Origin of the sequence: Pseudoclavibacter sp. CFCC 11306, assembly GCF_008831235.1 — a bacterium.
Taxonomy (GTDB): Bacteria; Actinomycetota; Actinomycetes; order Actinomycetales; family Microbacteriaceae; genus Pseudoclavibacter_A.
Map to the genome: position 1 here is coordinate 1527789 of NZ_WBKF01000001.1, position 24961 is coordinate 1552749.

Annotated in this window: 20 protein-coding genes; 7 read left to right on the forward strand and 13 right to left on the reverse strand. The window is 62.6% G+C overall.

All coding sequences use genetic code 11. The features are described from left to right. Positions 1-21 precede the first annotated feature (21 nt). From F8O09_RS06770 to F8O09_RS10670, 5 genes are read left to right on the forward strand one after another with little or no spacing between them, the layout of a single operon-like run. Positions 22-870 carry an ABC transporter permease gene (locus F8O09_RS06770; protein WP_158054378.1) on the forward strand — a complete coding sequence of 283 codons (849 nt, stop codon included), beginning with the start codon at positions 22-24 and terminating at the stop codon, positions 868-870. Continuing rightward, positions 867-1643, forward strand: a complete 777-nt coding sequence (locus F8O09_RS06775; RefSeq protein ID WP_158054379.1) for an ABC transporter ATP-binding protein — start codon at positions 867-869, stop codon at positions 1641-1643. The genes F8O09_RS06770 and F8O09_RS06775 overlap by 4 nt, the downstream gene beginning before the upstream one ends. Then, complete coding sequence (locus F8O09_RS06780; protein ID WP_158054380.1) at positions 1640-2776, forward strand: tyramine oxidase subunit B; 1137 nt, start codon at positions 1640-1642, stop codon at positions 2774-2776. The genes F8O09_RS06775 and F8O09_RS06780 overlap by 4 nt, the downstream gene beginning before the upstream one ends. A 50-nt stretch (positions 2777-2826) precedes the next feature. Continuing rightward, positions 2827-4263 carry a flavin-containing monooxygenase gene (locus F8O09_RS06785; protein WP_192497599.1) on the forward strand — a complete coding sequence of 479 codons (1437 nt, stop codon included), beginning with the start codon at positions 2827-2829 and terminating at the stop codon, positions 4261-4263. A gap of 29 nt (positions 4264-4292) precedes the next feature. Next, positions 4293-5273 carry an alcohol dehydrogenase catalytic domain-containing protein gene (locus F8O09_RS10670; RefSeq protein WP_225732931.1) on the forward strand — a complete coding sequence of 327 codons (981 nt, stop codon included), beginning with the start codon at positions 4293-4295 and terminating at the stop codon, positions 5271-5273. Here F8O09_RS10670 and F8O09_RS06795 read toward each other — a convergent pair whose 3' ends face one another. The 6 genes from F8O09_RS06795 to F8O09_RS06820 all read right to left on the reverse strand — a co-directional run bounded on the left by F8O09_RS06795 (position 5274) and on the right by F8O09_RS06820 (position 12165). Next, positions 5274-6872, reverse strand: coding sequence for a GMC family oxidoreductase (locus tag F8O09_RS06795; RefSeq protein WP_158054383.1), 1599 nt, complete (start codon positions 6870-6872; stop codon positions 5274-5276). A gap of 72 nt (positions 6873-6944) precedes the next feature. Further along, a complete protein-coding gene (locus F8O09_RS06800) occupies positions 6945-8465 on the reverse strand; it encodes an aldehyde dehydrogenase (RefSeq protein WP_225732904.1) in 1521 nt (506 codons plus the stop codon). A 49-nt stretch (positions 8466-8514) separates the two neighbouring features. Next, positions 8515-9654 (reverse strand): M20 family metallopeptidase, encoded by a 1140-nt coding sequence (locus F8O09_RS06805; protein ID WP_225732905.1) that lies wholly within the window; start codon positions 9652-9654, stop codon positions 8515-8517. Positions 9655-9674: 20 nt separating this feature from the next. Further along, positions 9675-10349, reverse strand: coding sequence for a DUF1028 domain-containing protein (locus F8O09_RS06810; protein WP_158054385.1), 675 nt, complete (start codon positions 10347-10349; stop codon positions 9675-9677). Beyond that, entirely contained in the window at positions 10349-10822 is a 474-nt protein-coding gene (locus tag F8O09_RS06815) for a RidA family protein (protein WP_158054386.1), read from the reverse strand. The genes F8O09_RS06810 and F8O09_RS06815 overlap by 1 nt, the downstream gene beginning before the upstream one ends. Further along, on the reverse strand, positions 10819-12165 hold the full coding sequence (locus tag F8O09_RS06820) for a flavin-containing monooxygenase (RefSeq protein WP_158054387.1): 1347 nt from the start codon (positions 12163-12165) through the stop codon (positions 10819-10821). The genes F8O09_RS06815 and F8O09_RS06820 overlap by 4 nt, the downstream gene beginning before the upstream one ends. Positions 12166-12555: 390 nt before the next feature. Here F8O09_RS06820 and F8O09_RS06825 point away from each other — a divergent pair, with 390 nt between their 5' ends. Both F8O09_RS06825 and argG read left to right on the forward strand, forming a co-directional pair. After that, on the forward strand, positions 12556-13479 hold the full coding sequence (locus F8O09_RS06825; protein WP_158054388.1) for a LysR family transcriptional regulator: 924 nt from the start codon (positions 12556-12558) through the stop codon (positions 13477-13479). Positions 13480-13626: 147 nt separating this feature from the next. Continuing rightward, on the forward strand, positions 13627-15048 hold the full coding sequence (argG, locus tag F8O09_RS06830) for an argininosuccinate synthase (RefSeq protein ID WP_158030493.1): 1422 nt from the start codon (positions 13627-13629) through the stop codon (positions 15046-15048). Between the two features lie 146 nt (positions 15049-15194). On the opposite strand, the gene F8O09_RS06835 is transcribed toward argG, so the two are convergent. From F8O09_RS06835 to F8O09_RS06865, 7 genes are all read right to left on the reverse strand, one after another. Next, positions 15195-16205, reverse strand: coding sequence for an adenosine deaminase (locus tag F8O09_RS06835; RefSeq protein WP_158030492.1), 1011 nt, complete (start codon positions 16203-16205; stop codon positions 15195-15197). A gap of 199 nt (positions 16206-16404) precedes the next feature. Beyond that, the gene (gene rfbB, locus F8O09_RS06840) at positions 16405-17433 is read right to left on the reverse strand and encodes a dTDP-glucose 4,6-dehydratase (RefSeq protein WP_158030491.1); all 1029 of its coding nucleotides are present in this window, start codon (positions 17431-17433) and stop codon (positions 16405-16407) included. A gap of 197 nt (positions 17434-17630) precedes the next feature. Beyond that, the gene (locus F8O09_RS06845) at positions 17631-21710 is read right to left on the reverse strand and encodes a family 16 glycosylhydrolase (protein WP_158054389.1); all 4080 of its coding nucleotides are present in this window, start codon (positions 21708-21710) and stop codon (positions 17631-17633) included. A 63-nt stretch (positions 21711-21773) separates the two neighbouring features. Further along, entirely contained in the window at positions 21774-22943 is a 1170-nt protein-coding gene (locus F8O09_RS06850) for a hypothetical protein (RefSeq protein ID WP_158054390.1), read from the reverse strand. After that, positions 22940-23422 (reverse strand): DUF2304 domain-containing protein, encoded by a 483-nt coding sequence (locus tag F8O09_RS06855; RefSeq protein ID WP_158054391.1) that lies wholly within the window; start codon positions 23420-23422, stop codon positions 22940-22942. Before F8O09_RS06855 ends, F8O09_RS06850 begins: the two co-directional genes overlap by 4 nt. Continuing rightward, positions 23419-24183, reverse strand: a complete 765-nt coding sequence (locus F8O09_RS06860) for a glycosyltransferase family 2 protein (protein ID WP_225732906.1) — start codon at positions 24181-24183, stop codon at positions 23419-23421. The genes F8O09_RS06855 and F8O09_RS06860 overlap by 4 nt, the downstream gene beginning before the upstream one ends. Before the next feature lie 26 nt (positions 24184-24209). Beyond that, positions 24210-24961, reverse strand: a 752-nt coding sequence (locus F8O09_RS06865; protein WP_158054392.1) for a UTP--glucose-1-phosphate uridylyltransferase, incomplete at its 5' end; no start/stop codon positions are given.

Consider the following 24961-nt stretch of genomic DNA (forward strand, 5'->3'; position numbering starts at 1 on the left):
GAAGAGAGAGGACACACAGCTATGACATCGGTTGCACAGAGCAACGGCAGCAGCAGTGCAGAGAGCCGCAGAACCACACGGCGGTTCAAGAACGTTCTGCCGACGCCAATCGCGCGAGCGAAATACATCGGCATCGCCATCAGCTCATTCGTCGTCGTGCTCGTGGTCTGGTCGATCATCACCGGTCTTGGCCTGGTCAAAGAGATGTTCCTGCCCTCGCCGCTGGCTGTTCTCGACGTGCTCGTCAAGACGACCGAGAACGGCCAGCTGTGGGGAGATATGTCAGTGAGCATCTACCGCGTCATGGTCGGCTATCTGCTGGCCAGCGTGGTCGCTCTGCCTCTGGGAATCCTGGCCGGGTCAGACCCGCGCTTCGAGGCGGCCATCGAGCCCTTCGTCGACTTCATTCGGTACATGCCCGTCGTCGCCTTCGTGCCACTGACCATTCTCTGGGTCGGCACGGATGACACGCAGAAGTTTCTGATCATCTGGCTCGGCACTTTCTTTCAGGAGGTGCTGATGGTCGCAGATGCAGTACGTCAGGTGCCACGCTCATATCAGAATCTGGGTGCCACGCTCGGCATGTCTCGATTCCAGATTCTGGTTCGCATCGTGCTTCCCTCTGCCATGCCGCGCATCTGGGACACACTGCGCATCTGCCTCGGCTGGGCTTGGACCTGGCTCGTGGTCGCCGAGCTCGTCGCCGCCACCAGCGGCATGGGCTACCGCATCACACAGGCACAGCGCTTTCTCGCCACCGACACCATCATCGCCTACGTCATCGTGCTCGGGGTGCTCGGTCTGGTCTTCGACCAGATCATGCGCGGGGTCGGGCGACGGATGTTCCGCTATCTGAAAGGACGCTCATGAACGCCACCACCCAGCCAATCGTCGAACAGACCGATGTGGTCGTACAAGTCGCCGAGGTCACCAAACGCTTCGGAGACGTCACGGCTCTGCACGACGTGACGCTCAACCTGCACCGCAACGAGTTCGTGTCGATCGTCGGGCAGTCAGGATGCGGCAAATCGACGCTGCTGTCGATCATCGCCGGTCTTGAACCGGCTACGGAAGGCGACGTGACAGTCGGCGGCAGCGAGATCTCCGGCCCCGGCCGTGATCGCGGAGTGGTCTTCCAGAGCGCGACGCTTCTGCCGTGGCTGACCGTTTTCGACAACGTCATGTTCGCGTTGCGCGGAGAGCCCGGCATGTCCAAGTCCGAGGCGAAGACGATCACGCAGGAGCATCTTCACCTCGTCGGTCTTGACGGCTTCGAAGACAAGTTTCCCAATCAGCTCTCAGGCGGCATGCAGCAGCGCGTCGCCTTGGCTCGTTCGCTGTCATACCGCCCCAAGGTGCTGCTCATGGACGAACCGTTCGGTGCCCTTGACGCCCTGACGCGACGCAGTATGCAGGAGCTGCTCACTCGCGTCTGGGAGCAGCACAAGCTGACGGTCATGCTGATCACCCACGACATCGAAGAGGCCGTCTTCACCTCTGACCGCGTCGTCATCATGAGTTCGCGCCCCGGCACCATCAAGCGTGAAGTGCCGATCGACCTGCCTCGGCCACGCGGCAAAGAGGTGATCGTCAGCGATCGGTTCCGCGCACTCTACGCCGACATTCTGAGCGCGTTCGAATGAGCGTCCGAGTCGATTCGCCGACCGCGGCCGGACCCCTCGCCTTTCGCTATCTGGACGAACCCGCATTGGTGCGCTGCGGTGCCAGGGACATGGCCGCCTGCATGTCGACGCTTGACGAGATGTTCCGCCTGCTCGCGTCTGGCGACTACGTGATGGCCGGCGAACTCGGCGAATCGCACGGCCTCGAAATGGGCTTTCCTGACAGCAGCCCGTTTGCGAACATGCCGATGAACGGCCCCGATCGTCGATTCGCCGCCATGCCTGCCTACCTCGGCGGACGCTTCGACATGCTCGGCCTCAAGTGGTACGCCTCGAATGTCGACAACCGCAACAAGGGGCTGCCGCGCTCGATTCACATGATCGCCCTGCACGACAAAGACACCGGCGCACCGCTGTGCATCATGTCGGGCAACCTGATCAGCGCCTACCGCACTGCCGGCGTGCTCGGCGTCGGCGCACGGATGCTCGCTCGGGAGGATGCCCGGGTGCTCGCAGTGATCGGCCCCGGTGCCATCAACATCGCTGCGGTCGAGGCCTATCTGGTCGCGCGGCCCTGCATAGAACGCATCGTCGTCGTCGGCCGCTCGCAGTCCGGCATCGATCACTTCGCGCAGGCGCTTTCGGCTCGCATCCGTCAGCTTCCCGAGATCGTCGTCGTCGCATCCGTCGCCGAGGCGGTGGCCGACGCCGATATCGTGAGTGTCGCGATCTCGAGCGATGACCCGCCGACGATCGCCACCGCCGATCTGAAGCCCGGCGCACTGGTGTGTCTGCCAGCCGACATCAGCCTGGACGACGAGGCATGGGGGCAGACCACCATCGTCGACAGCACGAAACTCTACGACCAATGGATGCTCGAGGTTCCCCCACCCCGCGAGTCAATTCGCGGACTCTTCGGGGTGCAGCTGGCTGAGCGGTGCCAGGCCGATCCGGAATCCGCCACACCTGTCTCACTCGCCGACGTCTTCTCGGGCAGGCACAGCGGGCGCCGCAGCGACGACGAGATCATCTTCTTCGGCACCGGAGGACTGCCCGTCGAGGACATCGCCTGGGCCACCGAGCTGTATCGCCGAGCGACAGAGAGCGATCTCGGCGTGCGACTGCCGATCTGGGAAACCCCTGAGCTGCGCTGACCGCAGAGATGGTCCTGACTAAGAGAACACCTATGATCGAAGGAGCAACAATGCGTGACTTCAGACTGCCGACCAAGTACTGCATCGTGGGCGGCGGACCGGCAGGTCTCGTGACAGCACGGGCCTTTCGCCGCTACGGCATCGAGACAGAGATCATCGAACGCCATGCGCAACCGGGTGGGATCTGGAACAAGGACCAGCCCGGTTCGCCCATGTACACCTCATGCAACTTCATCTCAAGCCGCGACTTCGGCGGATTCATCGGGTATCCAATGCCCTCTGACTACCCGATGTACCCTCGATGGGATCAGATTCGCGACTACGTGCAGGCCTTCGCCCGCGATTTCAATCTCACTTCGGGCGGACGCTTCGGTGTCGCCGTGACGAAGGCCTGGCCCGTTGACACCGACGACGCCGGTCGCTACTGGCAGGTGCAGACGAGTGATGGGCAGACCAGGTCCTATCGCGGCGTAGTCGTTGCCTCAGGCGCTCAATGGGATCCAGTCGTCCCCGACATCCCGGGCCTGTCAACGTTCGCGGGTGACGTGATCCACTCAGCTGCCTACGAGGGCCCGGCGCAGTTCGCCGGCCGCAACGTGCTCGTCGTGGGAGCGGGAAACTCAGGCGTGGACATCGTCGCCGACGCCGCCTTTCATGGCCGGAACGCCTATCTGTCCACGCGGCGCGGCTACTGGTTTCTGCCGAAGTATCTGTTCGGGCTTCCTGTTCCCGATCTTATGGCTGGGAACATTCCGCCCCAGACGAGCGGGCCGCTGGCAGGCAAGACTCCCGCACAGATCGAGCAGATGATCATCGATTCGGTCGGAGACCTCACCGTGTATGGGCTGCCTACCCCGGATCACCGATTGGGGGCGACGCACACCATCGTGAACGGTCAGGTCATCCACTGTCTCGCACACGGCATGCTGGCTCACAAACCTGACATTGCAGAGGTGAGAGAGCACTCCGTGCTGTTCTCCGACGGGACCGAAGAGGCGATCGACATGATCGTTCTGGCGACAGGATACAACGTGTCGCTTCCGTGGCTGGGTGACGAGCTCGTGCCGTCTGCCCATGGGCACCCTGTGACGCACCTCGGCACGTTCTCGCCGACACAACGCGGGCTGTACTTCGCTGGAGCCATACACTTCGGCGGCAGCACCTTCCCGACCTTCGACCGGGTCGTTCAGCTTGCGGCGGCAGATGCGCACGCCGAGCTGACCGGCGAGAACGCCGATGGCATGGCCCACCTGCGAAACGACTTTCACCCCGATCTCACGGGTGGCTTCCCTTTCCTGAACATCGACAGGAACGCCAATCAGGTGCATCTGCCTGCGCTCGAAGAGGCCTTCGCGACCATTGCCGAGAGATATGGCGTGGTGATCCCTTCCGTACACGATCGCGACTTCTACCAAGGTCAACAGGATCCCGGATCGCGAACACACCGTCATTCCTGTGACATCAAAATCGGAGGAGTAGTGCGATGAAGGCCGCAGCCACGGTTTGTGCCACTGCTATGACGCTGAACCAGGATCTGACGCTGAGCATTGTGTCAGTCGATGTCGTCCGCTCACCGGCTGACGTGTTAATCGATGTCTCTTGCGCCGGTCTCTGCGGCTCTGATCTGCATGCGATCCACACTGGTGACTGGGTTGGTTACTGGCCAGCAATACTTGGTCATGAAGTGACGGGGTACGTACGAGAAGTGCCACTCTCACCGTCCCCTAACGGCCGTGAACTGACGCCTGGAGACCAGGTGGTGGTCGACTCACGAATAGCCTGTGGTGTCTGCAAAGGGTGCCGGACCAGCGCACGTCTATGTGAAAGACTCACGTGGCTAGGTGAGTCCCGAGCTGGTGGCTTTAGTACGCTGCTCAGCGTCCCCGCCTCTCTGGTCCACCTCGTCCCCCGATCTACGGAACCGTGCATTATGGTGCTCGCCGAACCTCTCGCTGTGGCGATCGCAGCAACGCGGCATGTATCAGCAGCTTCGCCGCAACAGGTCGTCATCTTCGGGTACGGACCGATCGGAGCGCTATGCCATGCCACCCTCGAACTACTGCTTCCAACAGCGGCAGTGTTCGTCGTCGAACGGAATCAGGCACGCGCGACGACCGCCGCTGCAAACGGAGCTCAAATCCTTCAGCCCGACAGCGCCCTGTCTCCAGATGCCATCATAGAGGCCGCGGGGTATCCTGAGGCTCTCAACGATGCAATTCGTTTGTCCCATCGTGGCACCGCTATCAGCCTGGTTGCGCTAGCACATACCGCCTCTGCCGTTCTTGCTTCGCAAATCGTGGAGAAGGATCTCACTATCAGAGGATCGAACGGTTTCGACACCGATGACTTGGAGATGGCTATACAGCTTCTTGCTGAACACCCCGATCGGTTCGCACCAATTGTCACTCACCGTCTCTCGCTGGAAGAGTTCTCGACAGCACTGCCAGACGACCTTCCTCCGGATGCGCTGAAAGTCGTAGTGGACTTCACCGCTTAGTTACTGTTCACCGGCGATAAGATCGACTGCGCGCTCAGCCAGCATCATGATCGTGATGACTGGATTGATCGACGTGATCGCGGGGAACGCTGATGCGTCGGCCACGCGGAGTCCCTGAACGCCTCTCACCCGCAGCCTGTTATCGAGGACGCTGCTCGCATCGGAGGCGGCGCCGATGCGGCAGGTGCCGCAAGGATGATAGACCGTCTGGTGCACCGCTCGTTGGGACGCCGAGATCTGTTCGTCGGTCTGAACCTCAGGGCCGGGGAACACCTCCCGAATCACCTCGTCTGCGAACGGCTGCTGGCGCGCGAGGCGGCGCGCGTTGCGCACGCCCAGCACAAGCGCTGCTTCGTCGTGGCCTTCGGCATCGGTGAAGTATCCGTAGTCGATGCGCAGCTCGGCGTCCGAACGATCTGAGTCGATCCAGACCCGACCACGACTGCGCGGACGCGACACGTTCGGAGCGACACCGGCGATGTGCTCGGGCAGGGCCACCCCGGTGCGCACGAGCTGCTCGACCCACGGCTCTCTCGGAAGATGCGTCGTGACAACGGGCACCGGGTCAAGATCAGACATCTCGGGGTCGTCAGCATGCTCGTCTCCGTACAGGTAACCGGCGTCCCAGCCCGTGGCTGACTGCGGTTCGACCGCCCGACTCACCTCCCACACTACGATGCCCTCGGCGTGATCCTGAAGATTGCGTCCCACACCGGGCGATGCGGCGCGTACCGGTATGCCTGCAGCCTGCAGCATCTCAGGATCGCCGATGCCAGAGAGCATGAGCAGTCTGGGCGTCTCGAACGCACCTGCGCACACGACGACTTCGCAATCAGCCTGGATCACCCGCTCATCGGCGGCTCGCAGCGCAGGCGTCTCTCCGTCGACAGACTGCGCATCGGTCTCTGTGGCGACGACTGCACCGGAGACACGGTCTCGGTCGAAGAGCAGCCGAAGAGCTCGCGAACGCGTGTGAACAGTGAGGTTGCCACGCATCTCGGCTCGAGTGAGCAGGTCGCGATAGGCGTTGGATCCACTCGAACGCTGATTCGTCTCGGGAATGTACCCGATCTCGAAGAAGCCGGCACCCGGTCGGTAGTCATGGTCATTCCACTCTTTGACCCGCTCGATACCGAGCGCCTCACTGGCCGAAACGATCATGCGAGCCAGCCGAGGGTTCTGATCGCATTCAGGGATGACCGAGATCCGAGTGCGCAGCCGCTGCGCATACGGCAGGAATTCGTCAGGCCCCCACCCCTGGGCGCCCAGACGTTCCCATTCCTGCAGGTCCCCGCGAAACGGCACCCACGAGATCATGGTGTTTGCCGTTGAGCAGCCGCCGAGGATGTGCAGCCGGGTGTGGTCGATATTGCTGTTTCCTCGCCTCTGAGGCACGCTGCGATGCTGCACCGCATATTCGCTCTGGACCATCTCATCCCACCGGCGAATGGACTGGGCGCGCGGTTCCTGCGCATCATCCGGCCCCCACTCGACGAGGGTGACCCGCGGATGATGTGGCAGATCGGCCAGTCTGCCTGCGACGATGCATCCAGCAGTTCCTCCTCCGATCACAAGGTAGTCGGTGCGTTCCGCCTTCATCTTCTGCTCCTCTGGTTCGATCGCCCGCATGTCAGGCACAGTCGTTCATCATCTCGACGCTCTGCCCCGCAGTCAGCTCTCTGCGGCGAACCATGTCGTCTTCAGAGAGGTGAATTTGTCCAGAGCGTGCAGCGACAGGTCGCGACCGAATCCCGACTGTCGAACGCCGCCGAACGGAACGGTCACGTCGAGGGCGTCGACGGTGTTGACAGAGACTGTTCCTGCACTCAGCCTTCGACTCACACGACGGGCTCGGTGGATGTTGTCAGTCCATACCGATGCCGCCAGCCCGTACTCGCTGGCGTTGGCCAGTCGAACAGCCTCTTCTTCGGTTTCGAACGGCATGATCGCCAGCACTGGCCCGAAGATCTCTTCGACGGCGATCGTGGCATGCGCGGCGACGTCGCTGAACACCGTCGGCTCCAGGAAGCTGCCGCCAGAGCATTCGTCGCCGAGATCGGCCGGCCGCCGACCGCCGGCCACGAGCGTGGCCTGCTGCTCTCCGGCTTCCACGAATCTGCTCACGCGCTGCAGCTGCTGGTTCGACACCAGCGGTCCCATCTCGGTGTTCTCGTCCAGCGGGTCGCCGACACGCAGGCTTCGTGCCTTGGCAACGACGCCGTCCACAACCCGATCGTAAATCGAGCGCTGCACGAGTAGGCGTGAGTTCGCCGAGCAGACCTGACCACTCAGTGAGAATATGCCTCGTGCCGCATATTCGATTGCCCGGTCGAGATCAGCGACGTCGTCGAACAGGAGGTTCGCGCTCTTGCCCCCGCACTCAAGCCAGATCTGCTTCATGTTCGACTGCCCGGCATACTCCAGGAACATGCGGCCGACAGCGGTCGAACCGGTGAACGTCACACAGTCGACATCATGATGCAGGCCCAGTGCCTGCCCTGCTTCGACTCCGAGCCCAGGCACGACGTTGAGCACGCCGTCGGGCACCCCTGCCTGAGCAGCCAGCTCGGCGAGACGCAATGCCGAGAGCGGAGTCTCCTCTGCGGGTTTCAGCACCACGCTGTTACCCGCGGCCAGTGCCGGCGCGAGCTTCCAAGCGGCCATCTCCAATGGGTAGTTCCAGGGAATCACCGCACCGACGACGCCCAAAGGCTCCCGTGTCACGATGGCCAGATCGTCGCCGCCGGTGGGAGCGACTTCTCCGTACATCTTGTCGAGTGCTTCTGCGTACCAACGAAAGATGGCCGCAGTGCCCGGCACGTCTTCAGTGGTGGTCTGCGAGATGAGTTTGCCTCCGTCGATGCTTTCCAGCAGCGCCAGTTCGACGCTGTGCTCATCGATCAGATCGGCCAGAGCGAGCAGGGTCTCCCGGCGCTCTCGCGGTGTCACGTCGCTCCAACGGCCCGAGGCAAAGGCACGTCGTGCCGAAACCACTGCGGCGTCTATGTCCTCCGCACCACCTCGGGCGACCTCGGCGATCACCTTCCCCGTCGCCGGATCATGAGTCACGAAGGTGCGCCCGTCACGTGCCGGGCGAAAGGCGCCGTCGATGAAGATCTGCGTGCGCGGCTGCAGCCTCGCTGCACGCTGCCGCCAGGTCATGCCGTTCTCGATGTCTCCTGCGTTCATCATCAATGCCTGTCTGTCAGTGGGCCGTGGTCTTCTTCACTGCCGGATGTGGTCAGGGAATCGTGTCGAGACATTCGTCGGCTGCCGTGAGCGCCATGAGCAGTGCTCCGTCGATCACGGCTTCTCGGCCCGCATCTGTCATCGTCGCATCGGCAAACGCAGCCTGGTGGTTGACCGCCGGCAGGGAGTCGATACCGAGGTACGGATGAATGGCCCGAACCCGCCGCGAGACGTTTCCCATGTCGGTCGAGGCGGTGTTCATGCCGCCGGGCCGCTGCTCCTGCGCGTCCATATCGCGCCCGGCCGCGGCTGCTCGGGTCACGAATCGCTCAAGCAGCCGATGATCGTTGCGGAACTCGCTGTATCGGGGGCTGGTCTCTTCGTAATCGAAGGTGCAGCCCGTCGCAAGGGCTCCCGCTTCAAAACAGCGGATGACCTTCTGGAAGATCTCGTCGAGCTGCTCCAACGTCTGCGCACGCACGTACCAGTGCCCAGCAGCCGATGCTGGAATCGCATTTGGAGCCGTTCCCGCCTCTGAGACGATGCCGTGCACACGCACACCGGGCGGCAGCTGCTGTCGCAGCATACCGATGGCCACCTGTGCGATCACCATCGCGTCACTGGCGTTGACGCCCGCCTGAGGGTAGGCCGAGGCGTGTGAGCCGACTCCGGTGTAGCGCACGTCAAGATGGGCGACGGCGAGCGGGCGCGCCCAGACCGAATCAGCGGGCCCAGGATGCACCATCATGGCGAAGTCCAGACCGTCGAAAACGCCGGCCTCCAGCATGAGGATCTTGCCTCCGCCGCCCTCTTCGGCCGGTGTGCCGATAGCCTCGACCGTGATGCCGAGATCGTCGGCGACGGATGCCAACGCGAGCGCCGCGCCCAGCCCGGCAGCCGCGATGATGTTGTGCCCACAGGCGTGCCCCAGCCCGGGCAGTGCGTCGTATTCAAGCACGATACCGACGCGGCGGCTGCCGTCGCCTGCCTTGGCGACGAAGGCCGTAGGCAGGTCAGCCGCACGCCGCGTGACCGTGAACCCTTCAGCTTCGAGCCGAGTGCACAGCAGCTCAGCCGATGCGAACTCCTGCCACTTGGTCTCTGGGTGGGCGAACAGGGCGTCGCGCACGCCGATCAGGCTAGGAGCGAGCCGCTCCACTCGATCTCTGATGCGCTGTTCGATGTCGTCCACGACACCGCCTCTCGGCTTGATCATCGGTCGCCCGGTACACCGTAACTCGGTGCTGCCTCCGGGTGCACTGCTCGCAAGGCGTACTCGTCGCGCTGCGGCAGCCACAAGGTCAGCAGGCGCTGCAGTTCGTCGAGTGGGTCATCCGCATCATCGACGCGCAGATCGGTCAGCCGCCACGGTCGGTCGTCGACCACGGCGAGCCCTGCCGAACGCACCGGCCCCGCCTCCCCGCCAAGTGCGAGGCCGGCAATGATGCCGTCGAGCAGGCGCTGTTCGAACTGGGCAGAGGTGCTGTCGAGAAAGCCATCGACCATGGCCTGGGGCACTGCAGGGTCGGCCAGCATATTGCCTGCCGCCACTGCGCCGTCGGCCTGTGCGAAACCGTGCACGCCGAGAGTTCCCTCGCCGTTGAACACCGCTGACCGCCCCTGGGCGTCGAGCACGGTCACCTGCCGATACTCAATGTACTGGTCGGCATCACGCAGTCTGGCGACGACCTCGTCCGGCGTGGCCCCTCCTTCGAGCAGATCGAGACCGATGGGGCCGAGCCCTGGATTGGTCACGTTCTGCGACGACACTGCGCCGACTCCGGCGCGCAGGTTGACGCAGCGTGCGGCGACAGCGGGGCTGGACGAGCTGAGCACGAGCCCGAATCGTCCGGTCTTCGGGTCTTTGGCTGCGAGCGAGAACGTCATCAGGCGCCCACTCTGCGTGTCGGGTCGGCATCGGCGGATGCTGGCGCCAGCCCGGTCTCCGGGTCGCTGACGACCGCAGTGGCATCGATCTCCACAAGCCACTCCGGGCGTGCGAGTGCGCTGATGACGAGGCCGGTCGAGACGGGAAAGACGCCCTTCAGCCAGCGTCCGACGACCCGGTAGACCTCTTCTCGGTGACGAATGTCGACAAGGTAGATCGTGACCTTCACGACGTCTTCAAGGCGACTACCCGCCTCTTCCAACAGCATGGCGATGTTCGACATCGCCTTCTCCGCCTGCGCTCTGGCATCGCCGACCCCGACGTTCTCTCGGGTGTCGAGATCCTGCCCGATCTGGCCGCGCAGATAGACGACGCCCCCGGCGACCACGGCCTGACAGAGGTCATTGTCCAAGTTCTGCTCTGGGTAGGTGTCTTTCGTGTTGAACGGGCGAATGCGAATGTGCGTGCTCAACTGTGGCTCACTTTCTCGAGGTGTTCGACATGGGCATCGGCGCAGCTGGAAGGCATAGTGTCGGCCGCCGCACGGTCACGGTGCGATTCGTACTGCTGATAGTCATGCTGGATCACGATCTGGTCGGCGACGTACTTCGCGTCGTGCCAGACCCCCCAGATGAAGCTCGACCCGCGGCTCGACTGCCAGGGCAGACCGAGAAAGTAGACGCCTGGTTCGTTCGACACGCCGCGCTGCTGCACTGGCTGCCCCTGCTGGTCGAACGCATCGACGTGCAGCCAGCTGTAGTCGAGCCGAAACCCGGTCGCCCACACAATCGCAGTCACTCCGGCTGCAGCGAGATCGAGTTCGGTGATGGGAATGACCGCGCAGGCCGGCAGCGGGCCGAGCACGCGCGCCTCGGGCTCCTCGGGCAGATCGAGGCCGTTGCGTTCGATGTACTCGTCAGCCGCGTCAAGCACAGACAGGTAGTTGGCGTCGCCCTTGGCGATGTTCGTGGCGAGATCTTCGTTGAAGCGCATCCGCGTTCCGTCGAACGCTGATGTACGCCCCACCAGAGTGATGCCACTGGCAGCGAGATCGCGAAAGTCCACCGTGTGCCCGCCTTTGGCCCCGCTGACCACGATCGTCACGTGATCGGCGCCCTGAGGCGGCGTCGCCTTGCCCCAAAGGCCCAATACTCCGAGCCACCAGACGTTGTCACGGTCACGGTACCGTCGAGGGGGGCGATCGTGCGGCCCGACTGACAGGTACACCTGGCGGCCGGACTGCTGCAGTTCGTCGGCGATCTGCACCCCCGATGCGCCTGCACCGACGACCAGCACGTTCCCTTCAGGCAGCTGTTGAGGGTTGCGGTACTGGCTGCTGTGCAGCTGGGTCAGGCCGGCTTCGTCAGAGACGATCGGCGGGATGGACGGCTGTTGGAAGGCGCCGGTCGCTGCGACGACAGCTCGCGCACGGATGCGGCCCTGCGTCGTTCCGTCGGTGTACTCGACGAGAAAGCCGGGTTCGCCCTCGGTCTTCGTGACCGAGGTGACTTCAACCCCGCATCGCACAGGTGCATGAATCTTTTCGGCATAGTCTTCGAAGTATCGGGCGACCCGATCTTTCGGCACGAAGTCATCCGGGTCGGCGTCGGCGAACTCCAGACCTGGAAACCGGTCATGCCAGACGGGACCGTTCGTCACGAGCGAGTCCCACCGCTCGGTGCGCCAGCGCTCGGCGATACGGCCACGCTCCAAGACGATGTGCGGCATCCCGCGAGCGCTCAAGTGCTCGCTCATCGCCACCCCGGCCTGACCTCCTCCGACGACGACGACTTCGGTCTCTTCCTGCTTGGGCATCCGATCTCCATTCCACTGGGCTCGCTGGTGCCCCAAATGTAGGTATCAGCCGTGAAACAGAGCAAGTAACCACAAGTGGGTTTGCCGATCAGAAAAATCGATGCTGCGGCCCCAGTAATATCTCTGAAACGCATTCGTAACGCGCAGGGGCAACTCACTCCCACTGGTTCTGCTTCAGGTGGTACCGCACGTACTCTGATCGCCCGGAATGTCCCTATTCGCAGTTTCGACGAGGCCCCGCATCAGAGTTATAGATACGCTTTCGCTGCAATATCAATGAAATCAGTCTGCAACACAGAACCCGTAGCGTGAACAGCGAATGGAACGCCTCGACGCATGCCAGATGAAGGGTCTGGTCGCCGACGCATAGGACTCGATTGAGGAGCTGCCGTGGGAGTTGGTTCGGAGGTCTCGATCGCTCAGCTGATCTATTTCGTGCATGCCGCCGAGAACGGCAGCATGACGGCCGCCGCCGAGGAGCTCTTCGTCGCGCAGTCCGCCGTGTCGACGTCGATCAGTCTGCTCGAACGCAAGCTGGGGACGACTCTGTTTCTGCGCAAGCGTGCGAAAGGCCTGGAGCTCACGGCTGACGGCCGCGAGCTCCTGATCCGGGCCCGGCAAATCCTCACCTCGATCCGAGACGCCGTCGACTCAGTCAGCCCGAACGCGCTCAGCGGGGTTCTAGAGACCGCATGTTTCAAGACTCTGGCTCCATTCTTCCTGCCGCCCATCTGGGCGCGGCTCTCCGACGCCTGCCCGACGCTGCGGGTGAAGGTCACCGAACTCTCGTGCCCAGAGACGCTTCATGCGTTGAAGGAACGCCGCATCGATGTCGCAATCACGTACGACATCATCGCCGACGCGGCGGTGCACTTTGAAGTGCTCCAGAAGCGGCCCGCCTACATCGGGCTGGCCAGCAACCATCCACTGGCCTCCCGATCGGCGATCTCACTGCGCGAGCTCGCCGATGAGCCCTTCATCCTGCTCAATCTGCCGGCCAGCCGCGAGTACTTTCTCAACGCGTTCACCTCGAACGGGGTGGCCCCGAACATCAGCTACGAGTTTGAGAGCTTCGAGACCGTGCGCAGCATGGTCGCCGGTGGTCATGGATACACGTTGCTTAACCAAGCGCCTTCGCATGAGCTGACGTACTCGGGCTTGCCGATCGCTGCTGTGCCCGTGCTTGAGCCAGTCACCCCGCTGAACGTCGTTCTCGCATATCGCACCGGCGAACATCTCACCGCTAAGGCAGAGGCATTCACCTCGATCTGTCGCAAGGTGGTGCAGCAGTCAGGCGAGCAGGCAGGGTCATGAGTGTCGACCCACACGGCGCAGCGTACCACCCACGGGATCGCCTACAGCGATCTCGCGCAGTCACGACTAGAATCAGTACTCATTGCAACGACACGGCACAGTATCGGCGTGCAAAGACCAAGTGCAACGATGAGGGAGTATCCAGTCATGTCCAAAGTTCTTTCGGCGCTTCCTGTGGGCGAGCGCGTCGGCATCGCCTTCTCCGGCGGCCTCGACACCTCGTGCGCGGTCGCGTGGATGCGCAGCAAGGGTGCGATCCCCTGCACCTACACCGCTGACATCGGCCAGTACGACGAGCCCGACATCGAGGGCGTCGCAGGTCGCGCGAAGCAGTACGGCGCCGAGATCGCGCGTCACGTGGATGCCAAGCGCGCGCTGGTCGAAGAGGGCTTCGTCGCACTGCAGTGCGGTGCGTTCAACGTGCGCTCGGCCGGCAAGACCTACTTCAACACCACTCCGCTGGGCCGTGCCGTGACCGGCACTCTGCTGGTGCGTGCGATGAAAGAGGACAACGTCGAGATCTGGGGCGACGGGTCCACCTATAAGGGCAACGACATCGAGCGCTTCTACCGCTACGGGCTGATGGCCAACCCGGCGCTGCGCATCTACAAGCCGTGGCTCGACAAGCAGTTCGTCGCCGAGCTCGGCGGTCGCCACGAGATGAGCGAGTGGCTCGTCGCGAACGGCTACCCCTACCGTGACGCCACTGAGAAGGCCTACTCGACCGATGCGAACATCTGGGGCGCGACGCACGAGGCCAAGAAGCTCGAGTTTCTGAACGCTGGCCTCGATACGGTCGAGCCGATCATGGGCGTCGCCGCCTGGCGTGAGGATGTCGAGGTCGTGACCGAAGAGGTGTCGGTGCGTTTCGAGGCCGGTCGCCCAGTGGCGATCAACGGCGTCGAGTTCGACGACCCGGTCGCGCTCGTCTACGAGGCAAACAAGATCGGCGGTCGGCACGGCTTGGGTGTGAGCGACCAGATCGAGAACCGCATCATCGAGGCGAAGTCGCGCGGCATCTACGAGGCGCCCGGCATGGCGCTGCTGTATGTGGCCTACGAACGCCTCGTGAACGCGATTCACAACGAAGACACCATCGAGACATATCACAACGACGGCCGCCGTCTGGGCCGGCTGATGTACGAGGGTCGCTGGCTCGACCCGCAGTCGCTCATGCTGCGCGAGTCGCTGCAGCGCTGGGTCGGCTCGGCGATCACCGGCGAGGTGACGCTGCGTCTGCGTCGCGGCGACGACTACACGATTCTCAACACCGAGGGCCCGAACCTCAGCTACCAGCCCGAGAAGCTCTCGATGGAGCGCACGGCCGGCGCAGCGTTCGACCCTGAGGATCGCATCGGTCAGCTGACCATGCGCAACCTCGACATCGCCGACTCGCGCCAGCGTCTCGAGCAGTATGCACGCCTCGGCCTGGTGCAGGGCGAGACGGCGGCGCTGCTCGGCGAGCTCGAGAACGGCGGCGCCAGCGAGATCGCCAGCAGCGTCGACGGCGTCGACCCCAAGGCCGACAAGCTCGGCCTCTCGGCCGCGTTCGACACCGGCACCGACTGATCTCGCCGCTGCTTTCGGGCAGTGACATCGCTGAACGCCCCGCGGCGCCTCTGCTCATGCAGGCGCCGCGGGGCGTTCAGTGTTTTCAGTGACGGCCTTCGGCGGCACCTCATGCTGGGGCTTTCGTCAGGCCGTGCCGCTCTGGGTCAGTGCTCAGAGAGATACGCATCCAGTCGAGCGAGCAGCGCCTCTCGTCTGCCTTCGTCGACCCAGCTGATCTCGAGTGAGTTGCGTGCCAGCTGCGCCAGATCGTCGCGGGTGAGGTGCTGTTTGTCGGCGAGCGCGACGATGTTGTCGACGACGTAGCCGCCGAAGTAGGCCGGGTCGTCAGAGGCGATCGACACCTTAACGCCGTCGTGCAGCAGCTGTGCGATCTCTGCGCCCTTCATGTCTGCGGTGACGAACGAGTTCGACACGGGGCAGCAGGTGAAGCCGATGCCGCGTTCTTTCGCCTCGGCGACGAGCATCGGGTCTTCGACGATGTTCGTGCCGTGATCGATGCGCTCGACTCCGATGGTGTGCAGCGCTGTGCGAATGTGATCGATCGATCCGACCTGATCGATGTCGCAGTGCATGGTCAGTCGGTAGCCCAGCTCGCGAGCGCGGGCGAACACCTCGGCGAATTTCTCGGGCGGGTTGTCGCGCTCGTCTGAGTCGAGCCCCACGCCGACGATGCGGTCGCGGTACGGAGCCGACGCCGTGAGTGTCTCCATCGCAGACTCTGCCGACAAGTCGCGCAGAAAGCACATGATCAGCGCGGCGTCGACGCCAAGCGAGGGAGCATCCTGCACAGCACGCCAGAGCCCGTCGATGACGGTCTCGAACGCGACCCCGCGGCTGGTGTGTGCCTGCGGGTCGAAGAAGATCTCGGCGTGCACGACGCCGTCGGCGGCAGCGCGGCGCAGGTAGTCCATGGCCAGGTCGTAGAAGTCGTCTTCGGTGACCAGAACGTTCATCGCGGGATAGTAGACGGCCAGAAAGCTGGTCAGATCGTGAAACTCGTAGCTCTCGCGCACCTGCTCGACTGTCGTCTGCCCGATGTCGACCCCGTTGCGCTGCGCGAGACGCAGCTTCAGCTCGGGCTCGAGCGTGCCCTCGATGTGCAGATGCAGTTCGGCCTTCGGCAGGCCGGTGATGAATTCTCGGGTGGATGTCATGGTTCGGTTCTTTCTCTCGGTGCTGTGGCCGGCTCGTCTGAGAGCCTCACGCAGCACTGCCGGTGCGACTCTCGCACGCTGTGCCCCCCACGAGCAACCAGTCTAGGTCTAGCCGCCGTACGACGACCTGCTGTCGTCAACCTGAACGAGTGAGATCAACCCACGTCGCGTGGCGCTGTCGTTCATCGCCGCCGACTGGTCATAGAGCGCTCCACCACTCTTCGTTGCTGCGATACCAGTCGACCGTCGCGCGAAGCCCGTCCCCAAAATCGGCGTGATGCGGCTTCCACCCCAGTTCGTCGCACAGTCGGGTGGCGTCAATCGCCAGCCGCTGATCGTGTCCCGCGCGATCTGCGATGTGTTTCACGTGAAACGGGATGCCCCGCTCGCCCAAGATCGTGTGAAGCGTCTCGAGCACCGCAAGATTCGATCGCTGCTCGCCCGCGCTCACGCCGTAGCTCTGCCCGACCCGACCGCGCTCGATGATCGACCAGATCGCTTCGCAGTGGTCGTCGACGTGCAGCCAGTCCCGCACATTGAGGCCGCTGCCGTAGACGACTGCGGGCTCTCCGCGCAGCGCCCGGGTGATCTGCTGCGGAATGAACTTCTCAGGGTGCTGGTACGGACCATAGTTGTTGCTGCAGTTACTGATCGTCGCGCGGATGCCGTACGTGCGCACCCAGGCGCGCACCAGATGGTCGGCACTGGCTTTGGTCGCCGCATATGGGCTCGACGGTCGATAGGGGTCGCCTTCGCGAAACCCCTCTGCTCGTTCGTCAGGGCAAGCGCCTGCCGCCGTCTCAGATCTGCCTGCGGCACTGCTCGGGTTCAGCGGCAGATCACCGTAGACCTCATCGGTCGACACGTGATGCAGACGCACCCCATGACGGCGAACGGCTTCGAGCAGCGTGAACGTGCCGACGATGTTGCTCTGCACGAACGGGGCGGGGTCGGCGATCGAACGGTCGTTATGGCTCTCGGCGGCAAGGTGGATGACCACGTCATCAGCATCTGTCATCTCGCCGACCAGCGTGCTCACCAGCGCAGCATCCTCGACTCTTCCGCGAACGAAGCGAATGCGCTCACGCACGTCTGCGATCGAGCTCAGGTGCCCCGCGTAGGTCAGGGCGTCGAGCACCGTGATCTCAGCGTCAGGCCGGTGTCTCAGCGTCCAGCGCACGAGGTTGCTGCCGATGAAACCGGCGCCCCCGGTGATCAGTACGTGCATAGTGTCATGCTAGGTGACAGACCTGCACCGTCTTCGTCTTCCCGGCGATGCGCTCAGCCCAGCAGACGTCGTACAGCACAGACCGAATTCGATTCCGCACATGCTTTGCGGTCGCTGACAGAGACGATCATCAGTGCAGCTTTCGCGTGCACTGTCAGCAAGCGCTGACGGTGTTCAAGAAGGCGGCATGCCCGAATTCAGGAGACATAACTGCTATTCGGACTCCAATGGATTTCCCCTCCAGAGAAGGACTGCACTTTCCCCCCAGGAGTTCCCGGGTCGTCACGCTCGTCTGTCGTGGGGTAGCCGAGTCTTCCGGTCTCCCATCCCTGAGCTGCCCAAATGCCTTGGATGGCTCCTTTGGTGATATGCCCACCTGTGCCCGGCGACCAGTGAATCTGGGAACCACTGCGGAAACTCTGGGAAGCACCTCCTGAGAGAGCGCGCTCATCGCTTGAAGGAAAGCCGAGTTCTCCTTGTTCCCAACCAGCTGATTCGTATTTCTGCTGGATAGCCCCTCGCGTTCCGAATGTCCGTCCCGACTCCTGATCCCAGAACAGAGTCGCGGACTCGAAGCGCTGGGAGGCCCCTCCGCGAACAGAGAGCTCATCGCCGACGGGATAGCCGGCATAGGAGTTTTCCCAATTGTTCGTCCCCCAATAGGAGCTGATCGCTCCACGCGTGGCATGTGCGCCAGTTCTCGACGACCAGTGAATCTGCCCCTTCTGGAAACTCTGGAAAACACCACCGTCGCGAAGGCCACCGATCTCGTCGGTCAGGGGGAACCCGAGTTCGCCGCCCTCCCAACCGGTGGCGGCGTACTCATCGAGCACAGCGGCTTTCACCAAATGTGCTTGAGAGGAAGGAGACCAAAACACCGTACCCCCTTCGAAACGTTGTGAGGCTCCGCCCCTCACTGCGAGCTCTTCCCCGATCGGATACCCCAAGGCCCCGAATTCCCACCCGCTGTGGGCCCAATAGTCCTGCACAGCTCCGCGAGTTGCATGCGCGCCGGACTGCGGCGACCAATGCATCTGTCCACGCTGGAAAGGCTGGTATGCACCACGACCGTCTGCAGACTTGGACTCAGTGCCGGTCGGCAGCCCAATTGCTGACCTCACAGATGCCTCTCCCAGATAGGTATCTCGGATCGCTCCAGACACCACGACTGCCCCGGTATCCGGCGACCAGAAAATGGCACCATTCTGAAACGTCTGAAAACGAGCACCTGTGCCATCGACGTCAGTGGCCTCCGCCGACTGTGGAGATCCCAGCCACTGGTTGTCGCGCCATTTCGCTCCGATAGCCCCATAAGGCGCGACGCTCTGAACCGGTGTCATCGTCACATAGTCGACAACATCCGTTCTTGTCTTGAACGCGGCGTTGTGATTGGGCCCGGGAATCCAGCCCGTCTTGTCTTCAAAGACTCTCGAGTCGAAGATCAGCTGCCACGGATAGTCATTCATCATGCGGTTGAAATCAGCGTCCGACAGCCCTAAGCTCGCGGCGGTCGTCTCATACTCCGAATGCGCACTGTATCGAAGAGGCACTGGGACCCCATCGAGGAAGTAGCGAATGGAGTAGCCGTTCCACTCCATACGATAGGTGTGCCATGCACCGGCAATCTGAGCGTCGAGCTGGTTGTAGTTCCGATTTGTGTCAGTGGAAGATTTGCCTTCACAGCCGATGTGCGAGGTGTTCGTCGTAAACTGGCGGCCTGGATCTGAGAACACCTCCATCGTGTCGATCTCGGCGATATCAGACTTATTGATCGTCGGGCTGCAGTACGGCTGATTGTTTCGCACCCAACCAGCGAAGTGCAGCCCGGGGATCGTCCCGTCGCTCATCCGGGCGCGCACTTCCATAGTGAAGGGCCCCTGGGTGCCGTGCGCAGCGCTGTTGTAGATGAAATCTGTGCTCACCCGTCCCGAACTGAACACCGAGCGCTTACCATCCTCGCATGGCTTCTCACTGACGTTCTCGTCACTGAGATCTTCGTCAACTCTGCCGTCCGCATCCACTCGGACACAATGGCGCTTTGTGATCAGCTCGAGTTTGCCGTCCTTCACTTTGACATTTGAGGCGAGGTACACCGTGTTCTGGCCTCGCGGCAGCCCTTTGCCCGCGTTGCGATAGACAGACCAGTCTTTGGCCAGCAGCTCCGAAGGATCGTCGAATCCGTCTCCGGAGGTGAGAGAGTACGTAGGTCGTTTAGGGAAGATATGCTCCCACTCGGTCTTTCCGCTCAGAATCGCTGTCGCTGAAACTGGTCTCGCTTCGACACGAATCCTGACGCCTTCAGAGACTCCGTCAGACTCGGTGTATGTACCGGGTTTTGAGAAGTTCTGAGAGGCATCCTTCGACAGGGGGACATCGCTGTCACCGACATAGATGTAGTACCGAATACCTGAGTCGGACGGAATGTAGACAGAGGAGCCGTCATCACGGAACGTCGGGCCAATCGGGGTCTTCGCGGGGAACACGTGCTCCCACGACGTCACACCAGACAGAATTGACGTAGCGGATACAGGCTTCGCCTCTACCCGAATCGTCTGATCCGCGACCAGACCATCGCTCGATGTGTACGTACCCGGCTTTGCGAAGTCCTGCGACGCGTCTTTCGAAAGCGTCACATGGCTGTCACCGACATAGATGTAGTACCGAACACCTGGGTCGGAAGGAATCGTCAGCGTCGATACGTCATCACGAAACGCCGGTCCACGTGGCGTCAGCACCAACCCGAACTGGTGTTGCCAGCTGCCGAGCACGTCGTCGGAGGTGCCATCGGCGGGCCTTGCCACCACGCTCACATTCGAGCCGCCGGGCATTTCATGTCTGCCTGCATCCGCCTGTGCTCCATTGATGCTGAACTTCACCCCGGCGACATCAGGAATGGTGACAGCGGTCTCTTTGCCGTCAAACGCTGGCGATGAGGCTTCGTCGAAGAACAGATGACGCCAGACGACCGTACCGGAAAGCTGCGGACTCGATCCTGCAGCCCTCGCTTCAACGCGCACGACCTGCCCTGGCACGACACCATCGGCAAGTGAGTACGTGCCTGGTTTCGAGTACGGCAGACCGTCTTTCACCACAGGCTGTGTGTCATTCCCGACGTAGATGTAATAGCGCACACCCGCATCCGACGGGATATAGACAGCAGAGATATCGTCACGGAACGTCGGACCCTTGGGGGTGACAGTCGGGACGGCAGCTGGGAACGCATGCTCCCAAGACCGGATGACTTCACCTTCTGCTGAGAACCGAGCTGCTACATCGACCGATTCGCCAGAGGCGTACTGATGGGTTCCAGGTTCGATGACATTCCCACCGACGGTGAACACGATGCCTGAAACCTCAGGAATCGTGATCTTGGCCTGCGCATCATCGAATACCGGGGCTTGGCCATCGGAGAAGAAATGCGTCTTCCAAGTGCTCTGCCCCACCACGAGATCCTGCGAGCTCGCGGGCTTCGCTGAGACTGCGACGTCAGCTCCGTTCGACAATCCGTCTGCGGCAGAATACGTGCCCGGTTTGGAGTAGTCGAGCCCGTCCTTTGCCACGAGCGACTTCTCTTCACCGACATGAATGTAGTAGCGAACTCCAGACTGGCCATAGGGAATCCTGACAGTCAGCGCAGAGGCGTTGAATTCAGGTGCCTCAGGTGTGCGAAGAGTCGGGAACTTGTGCGTCCACACCCCCACTTCGTCATTGCTCTGCGTCGAGCGCGCAGTGACAGTCGCTGTCTGCCCCTGTTGCCCAGAGACAGTGCCTGATGCATCGGTGCCGTTGACGGCGAAGGTCGCCCCGGGCAGCTGCGGCAGTGTGATCGTGGTGTTCTCGTCAGAGAACTGAGGGGCTTGGTCGGCGGTGACGAGAGCATGAGACCATGTGAGAGTACCTGTGAGAACAGTACTCGACCCTGCGGATCGAGCCTCAACCCGGATGACTGCGTTCGCAGTCACTCCATCTTCAGACGTGTATGTGCCTGGCTTCGAGTATGCCAGGCCCTCTTTCACCACCGGCTGTTGGCTCTCGCCAACATAGATGTAATAGCGCACGCCGGCATCCGAGGGGATATAGACAGAGACAGCCGACCCCTCATCACGAAATGTCGGCCCCTTCGGAGTGACGGCACCCGCTGCAACCGCATTTGCACCCGAGGGCGTGGCAGCTGCGGGCAATGGCCCCTGCGTCACCACAAGCGCGAGAAGCGTGATGACTGCCGAAAGTGAAAAGAGCGCTGTTCTCAGCGTCTGCGAAGCATGATTCTTCCCCATCGACACAGTATATCCACAGGGTCTCTGGTCTCCTCTAGTGGGATCCAGCCAAGGAGGTCATGTTCAACGACGGTGCGCGGCGACCCACCAGACATGAAGCAGCAGCCAGACCACCGCAGCGACGACGATCGCCGAGGCAAACCCTGCGATTGCGAGGTCGAGGCCGCCCAGCAGCACGCCTGCGATCGGCAGCGCAAACTGCAGCGCGGTCTGTGACAGACGCCCGATCAGCAGCAGCCGCGGGGTGAAGTGTCCGCGAGCCACGAGATAGGCGAAGTAGGCGAAGGCGTTGCCGAAGACGTAGAGCGCGGCAGGCAGCGCATAGTGCGCGACGTCGCCGAGCACACTGTGAAAGACGCCGAGCCTATTGATGATCGCAAGCACGGCATACGCGGCACCGGCGAGCGCTCCCCCGCCGACGGTCACGCCGCCGAGCACACGCCAGTTCAGAAACTCTCGTGAGCTGAGTCCAGAGATCTTCGGACGCACAGGGTCTAGCAGCAGCTGCACGGGGGTGCCGACGCTGGTCAGCGCCCGGTAGATGCCGAACTGACCGAGGTTGAGCCAGAAGAGCAGGGTCAGCGGCGCGAAGCTGCCGCCTGCGTCGAGCAGAATGGTGTCGCCGAGCAACGGCAGGGCCTCGCGTCGGTGGTCGCGAATCCAGCGTCCGGCGCCTCGTGGCGAACCGACCGCGAACGGGGCGAGAGCGATGAGTCCGGCAAGACCACCAGCTGCCCATCCGCAGAGCACCCATTCCAAAGCCGTGTCCTGGATGCCGCGAGCGAGCACGACGACAACGACCCCGAGAAAGCACACCGCGGTCAGCAGGTCTGAGACGATCACCCGTTTCAAAGTGACAGCCGTTTTCATCGCCTCGAAGCGAAGTGCCACACGCAGCAGGCTCGCGCCGACCGCGACGAACACCACGGCCCAGAGCAGTGGCTGCTCACCGAGGATCATCGCGATGATCGCACCCGCCACCGCGCCGATCAGTGCGATCGTGGTCTGAGCGCCACGAAAGTGCTCGTCGTCCACCGACCCGCCGCGGCCTTCGACGCGCAGTCGCACGTCACTCGTCGTCGACAGCATGGTCGACCACATGATGATGAAAGCCATGTAGATGATGCTGAAGCGGCCGGACTGCTCGGCGCTGAAGACCAGAAAGGGCACCAGAGGCACCAGGGCGATGCTGAGAGCTCCGGTCACAGAGCTGATGAGAAAGCGGGTCTTCATCGATTCGAGTCGTCTTTCGGGTTGTCGCCGTTCTCATCGTGCATCTGCGTCGGGAGGCGTTCAGTGCATGACTTCGGCGCATCGGAGGATGCGGTGCTCCCGCTGTCATCAGGTTGGTCGTCAGATGCCTGTGACATAGCGATCGCGCCCTCAAGAATGGCACACCGCAGACGCAGTAGTGCGACCTCTTCGGCCAGACGCCGCGTGCGCTCTTCCGTTCGTGAAGACTCCCACGAGAGATGCACGAGAATGCCGGCCAACAACGCGAGTGTGACGGCGAACAGCAGGTTCGCCGGCACCTGCACTCCTACAATCTCTGCGGCCCTGAACAGCAGGCGCGGAAAGAAGAGCAGCACAAGCGTGACCGTGCAGAGCAGCAGCCAGAGAATGGCGTACTTCTCTTTGAGCTGGCGTCGGCGCACGAGCTGAACGATCGTGAAGAAGCCGACCAGAAAGAAGAGTATTGCGAGGACTCTCATTTGAACACCGACGCTCTCTGCACGATATCTGCCGGAGGCCGATGGTCTCGCCCCCTGATCAGCGCAAAGAGCAGCGCGATCATCGATCTGCCCAGCGACCAAGCGGCAGCCAGTGGCGAATGGCTCGGCCGGCCGCCCTGTCGTGGGCGCATGCCGACCGGCACCTGAGCGACTGAGCAGCCTGAACGAACAGCTGCGACCAGCGAGTCGATCGTGTCACCGAGGTACTCGGCCGGATACTGCCGAACATACTGATCGATCGCCCGTCGATTCGCAGCACGAAAGCCCGAGGTCACATCGGTCAGCTTCGTTCGGGCAACGCGAGACAGTGACGCCGCAAGCATTCGCATCGCCCAACGGCGAGGGCCTCGCACCTGGTAGTCGCCGACCGTGGAGAATCGCGCGCCGATCACGATGTCAGCCCCTCCCCGGTTCAGCCGTTCGAGAAGCTTGGCGATGTCGGCAGGGTTGTGCTGTCCGTCGGCATCGACCTGCACCGCTCGGGTGAACCCCCAGCGTTGGGCGAACGTGAACCCGGCACGCATCGCGGCGCCGACGCCCATGTTGTACGGCATCTGCAGCACGATCGCGCCGGCCTCTCGTGCAAGGCGTGCGGTCGAGTCGGTCGAGCCGTCGTCGACGACCAGCAGTGTGCAGGCCGGTCCGTTCTCCAACACGTCCCGCACGGTACCGCCGATCACCTCTGCCTCGTTCCACGCGGGCATGACGACGAGCGGCAGTCGCTCGTTCAGAACCCGCATCGGCGATGGCACAGTCTCGGTTCTCGTCAGTCTTGAGAGACGAAGTCGTTGAGCCAGGTGCGGAATGCGGGCCCGAGATCGTCGCGCTCGCTGGCCAGCGTGACCACGGTCTTCAGATACTCGAGCTTGTCACCCGTATCGAAACGACGCCCACGGAACACCACACCCAACACCGGGCCAGCAATCGACTCATCCGCCGCCAACGTCTCCAACGCATCCGTCAGCTGAATCTCATTACCCCGACCCGGAGCCGTGCGCGCCAACACATCGAACACCCCCGGCTGCAACACATACCGACCAATCACCGCAAGATTCGACGGCGACGTCCCCGGCTCCGGCTTCTCCACCAGACCCGTGATCCGCACCACACCATCCTCACCCGTCGCCTCCACCTCGGCCACACCATACAAATGCGTACGATCAGCCGGCACCTCCAACAACGCCACCACCGACGCCCCCCGCGCAGCCTGCACATCCAACATCCGGCTCAGCAAATCCTCATCAGCATCAATCAGGTCATCACCCAACAACACCGCGAACGGCTCATCCCCCACATGCTCACGCCCACACAACACCGCATGCCCCAAACCACGCGGCACACCCTGACGCACCGAATGCACATCAGCCACACCAGTCGCCTCACGCACCGACGCCAACAAAGCATCCTTGCCATCAGCAGCCAGACGAGACTCCAAATACGGCGCCGCATCAAAATGATCCTCGATCGCACCCTTACCCGACCCCGTCACCAACAACACATCAGAAAGCCCCGCACCCG

Coding starts and splice junctions, on each gene's coding strand:
- F8O09_RS06800 (WP_225732904.1), bottom strand. CDS start 8,465: ATGATGAACGCAGGAGACATCGAGAACGGCATGACCTGGCGGCAGCGT.
- F8O09_RS06785 (WP_192497599.1), top strand. CDS start 2,827: ATGCGTGACTTCAGACTGCCGACCAAGTACTGCATCGTGGGCGGCGGA.
- F8O09_RS06855 (WP_158054391.1), bottom strand. CDS start 23,422: ATGAGAGTCCTCGCAATACTCTTCTTTCTGGTCGGCTTCTTCACGATC.
- F8O09_RS06820 (WP_158054387.1), bottom strand. CDS start 12,165: ATGCCCAAGCAGGAAGAGACCGAAGTCGTCGTCGTCGGAGGAGGTCAG.
- F8O09_RS06795 (WP_158054383.1), bottom strand. CDS start 6,872: ATGAAGGCGGAACGCACCGACTACCTTGTGATCGGAGGAGGAACTGCT.
- F8O09_RS06850 (WP_158054390.1), bottom strand. CDS start 22,943: ATGAAGACCCGCTTTCTCATCAGCTCTGTGACCGGAGCTCTCAGCATC.
- F8O09_RS06810 (WP_158054385.1), bottom strand. CDS start 10,349: ATGACGTTCTCGCTCGCAGCCAAAGACCCGAAGACCGGACGATTCGGG.
- F8O09_RS06845 (WP_158054389.1), bottom strand. CDS start 21,710: ATGGGGAAGAATCATGCTTCGCAGACGCTGAGAACAGCGCTCTTTTCA.
- rfbB (WP_158030491.1), bottom strand. CDS start 17,433: ATGCACGTACTGATCACCGGGGGCGCCGGTTTCATCGGCAGCAACCTC.
- F8O09_RS06860 (WP_225732906.1), bottom strand. CDS start 24,183: ATGCGGGTTCTGAACGAGCGACTGCCGCTCGTCGTCATGCCCGCGTGG.
- F8O09_RS06770 (WP_158054378.1), top strand. CDS start 22: ATGACATCGGTTGCACAGAGCAACGGCAGCAGCAGTGCAGAGAGCCGC.
- F8O09_RS06780 (WP_158054380.1), top strand. CDS start 1,640: ATGAGCGTCCGAGTCGATTCGCCGACCGCGGCCGGACCCCTCGCCTTT.
- F8O09_RS06835 (WP_158030492.1), bottom strand. CDS start 16,205: ATGACATCCACCCGAGAATTCATCACCGGCCTGCCGAAGGCCGAACTG.
- argG (WP_158030493.1), top strand. CDS start 13,627: ATGTCCAAAGTTCTTTCGGCGCTTCCTGTGGGCGAGCGCGTCGGCATC.
- F8O09_RS06775 (WP_158054379.1), top strand. CDS start 867: ATGAACGCCACCACCCAGCCAATCGTCGAACAGACCGATGTGGTCGTA.
- F8O09_RS10670 (WP_225732931.1), top strand. CDS start 4,293: ATGACGCTGAACCAGGATCTGACGCTGAGCATTGTGTCAGTCGATGTC.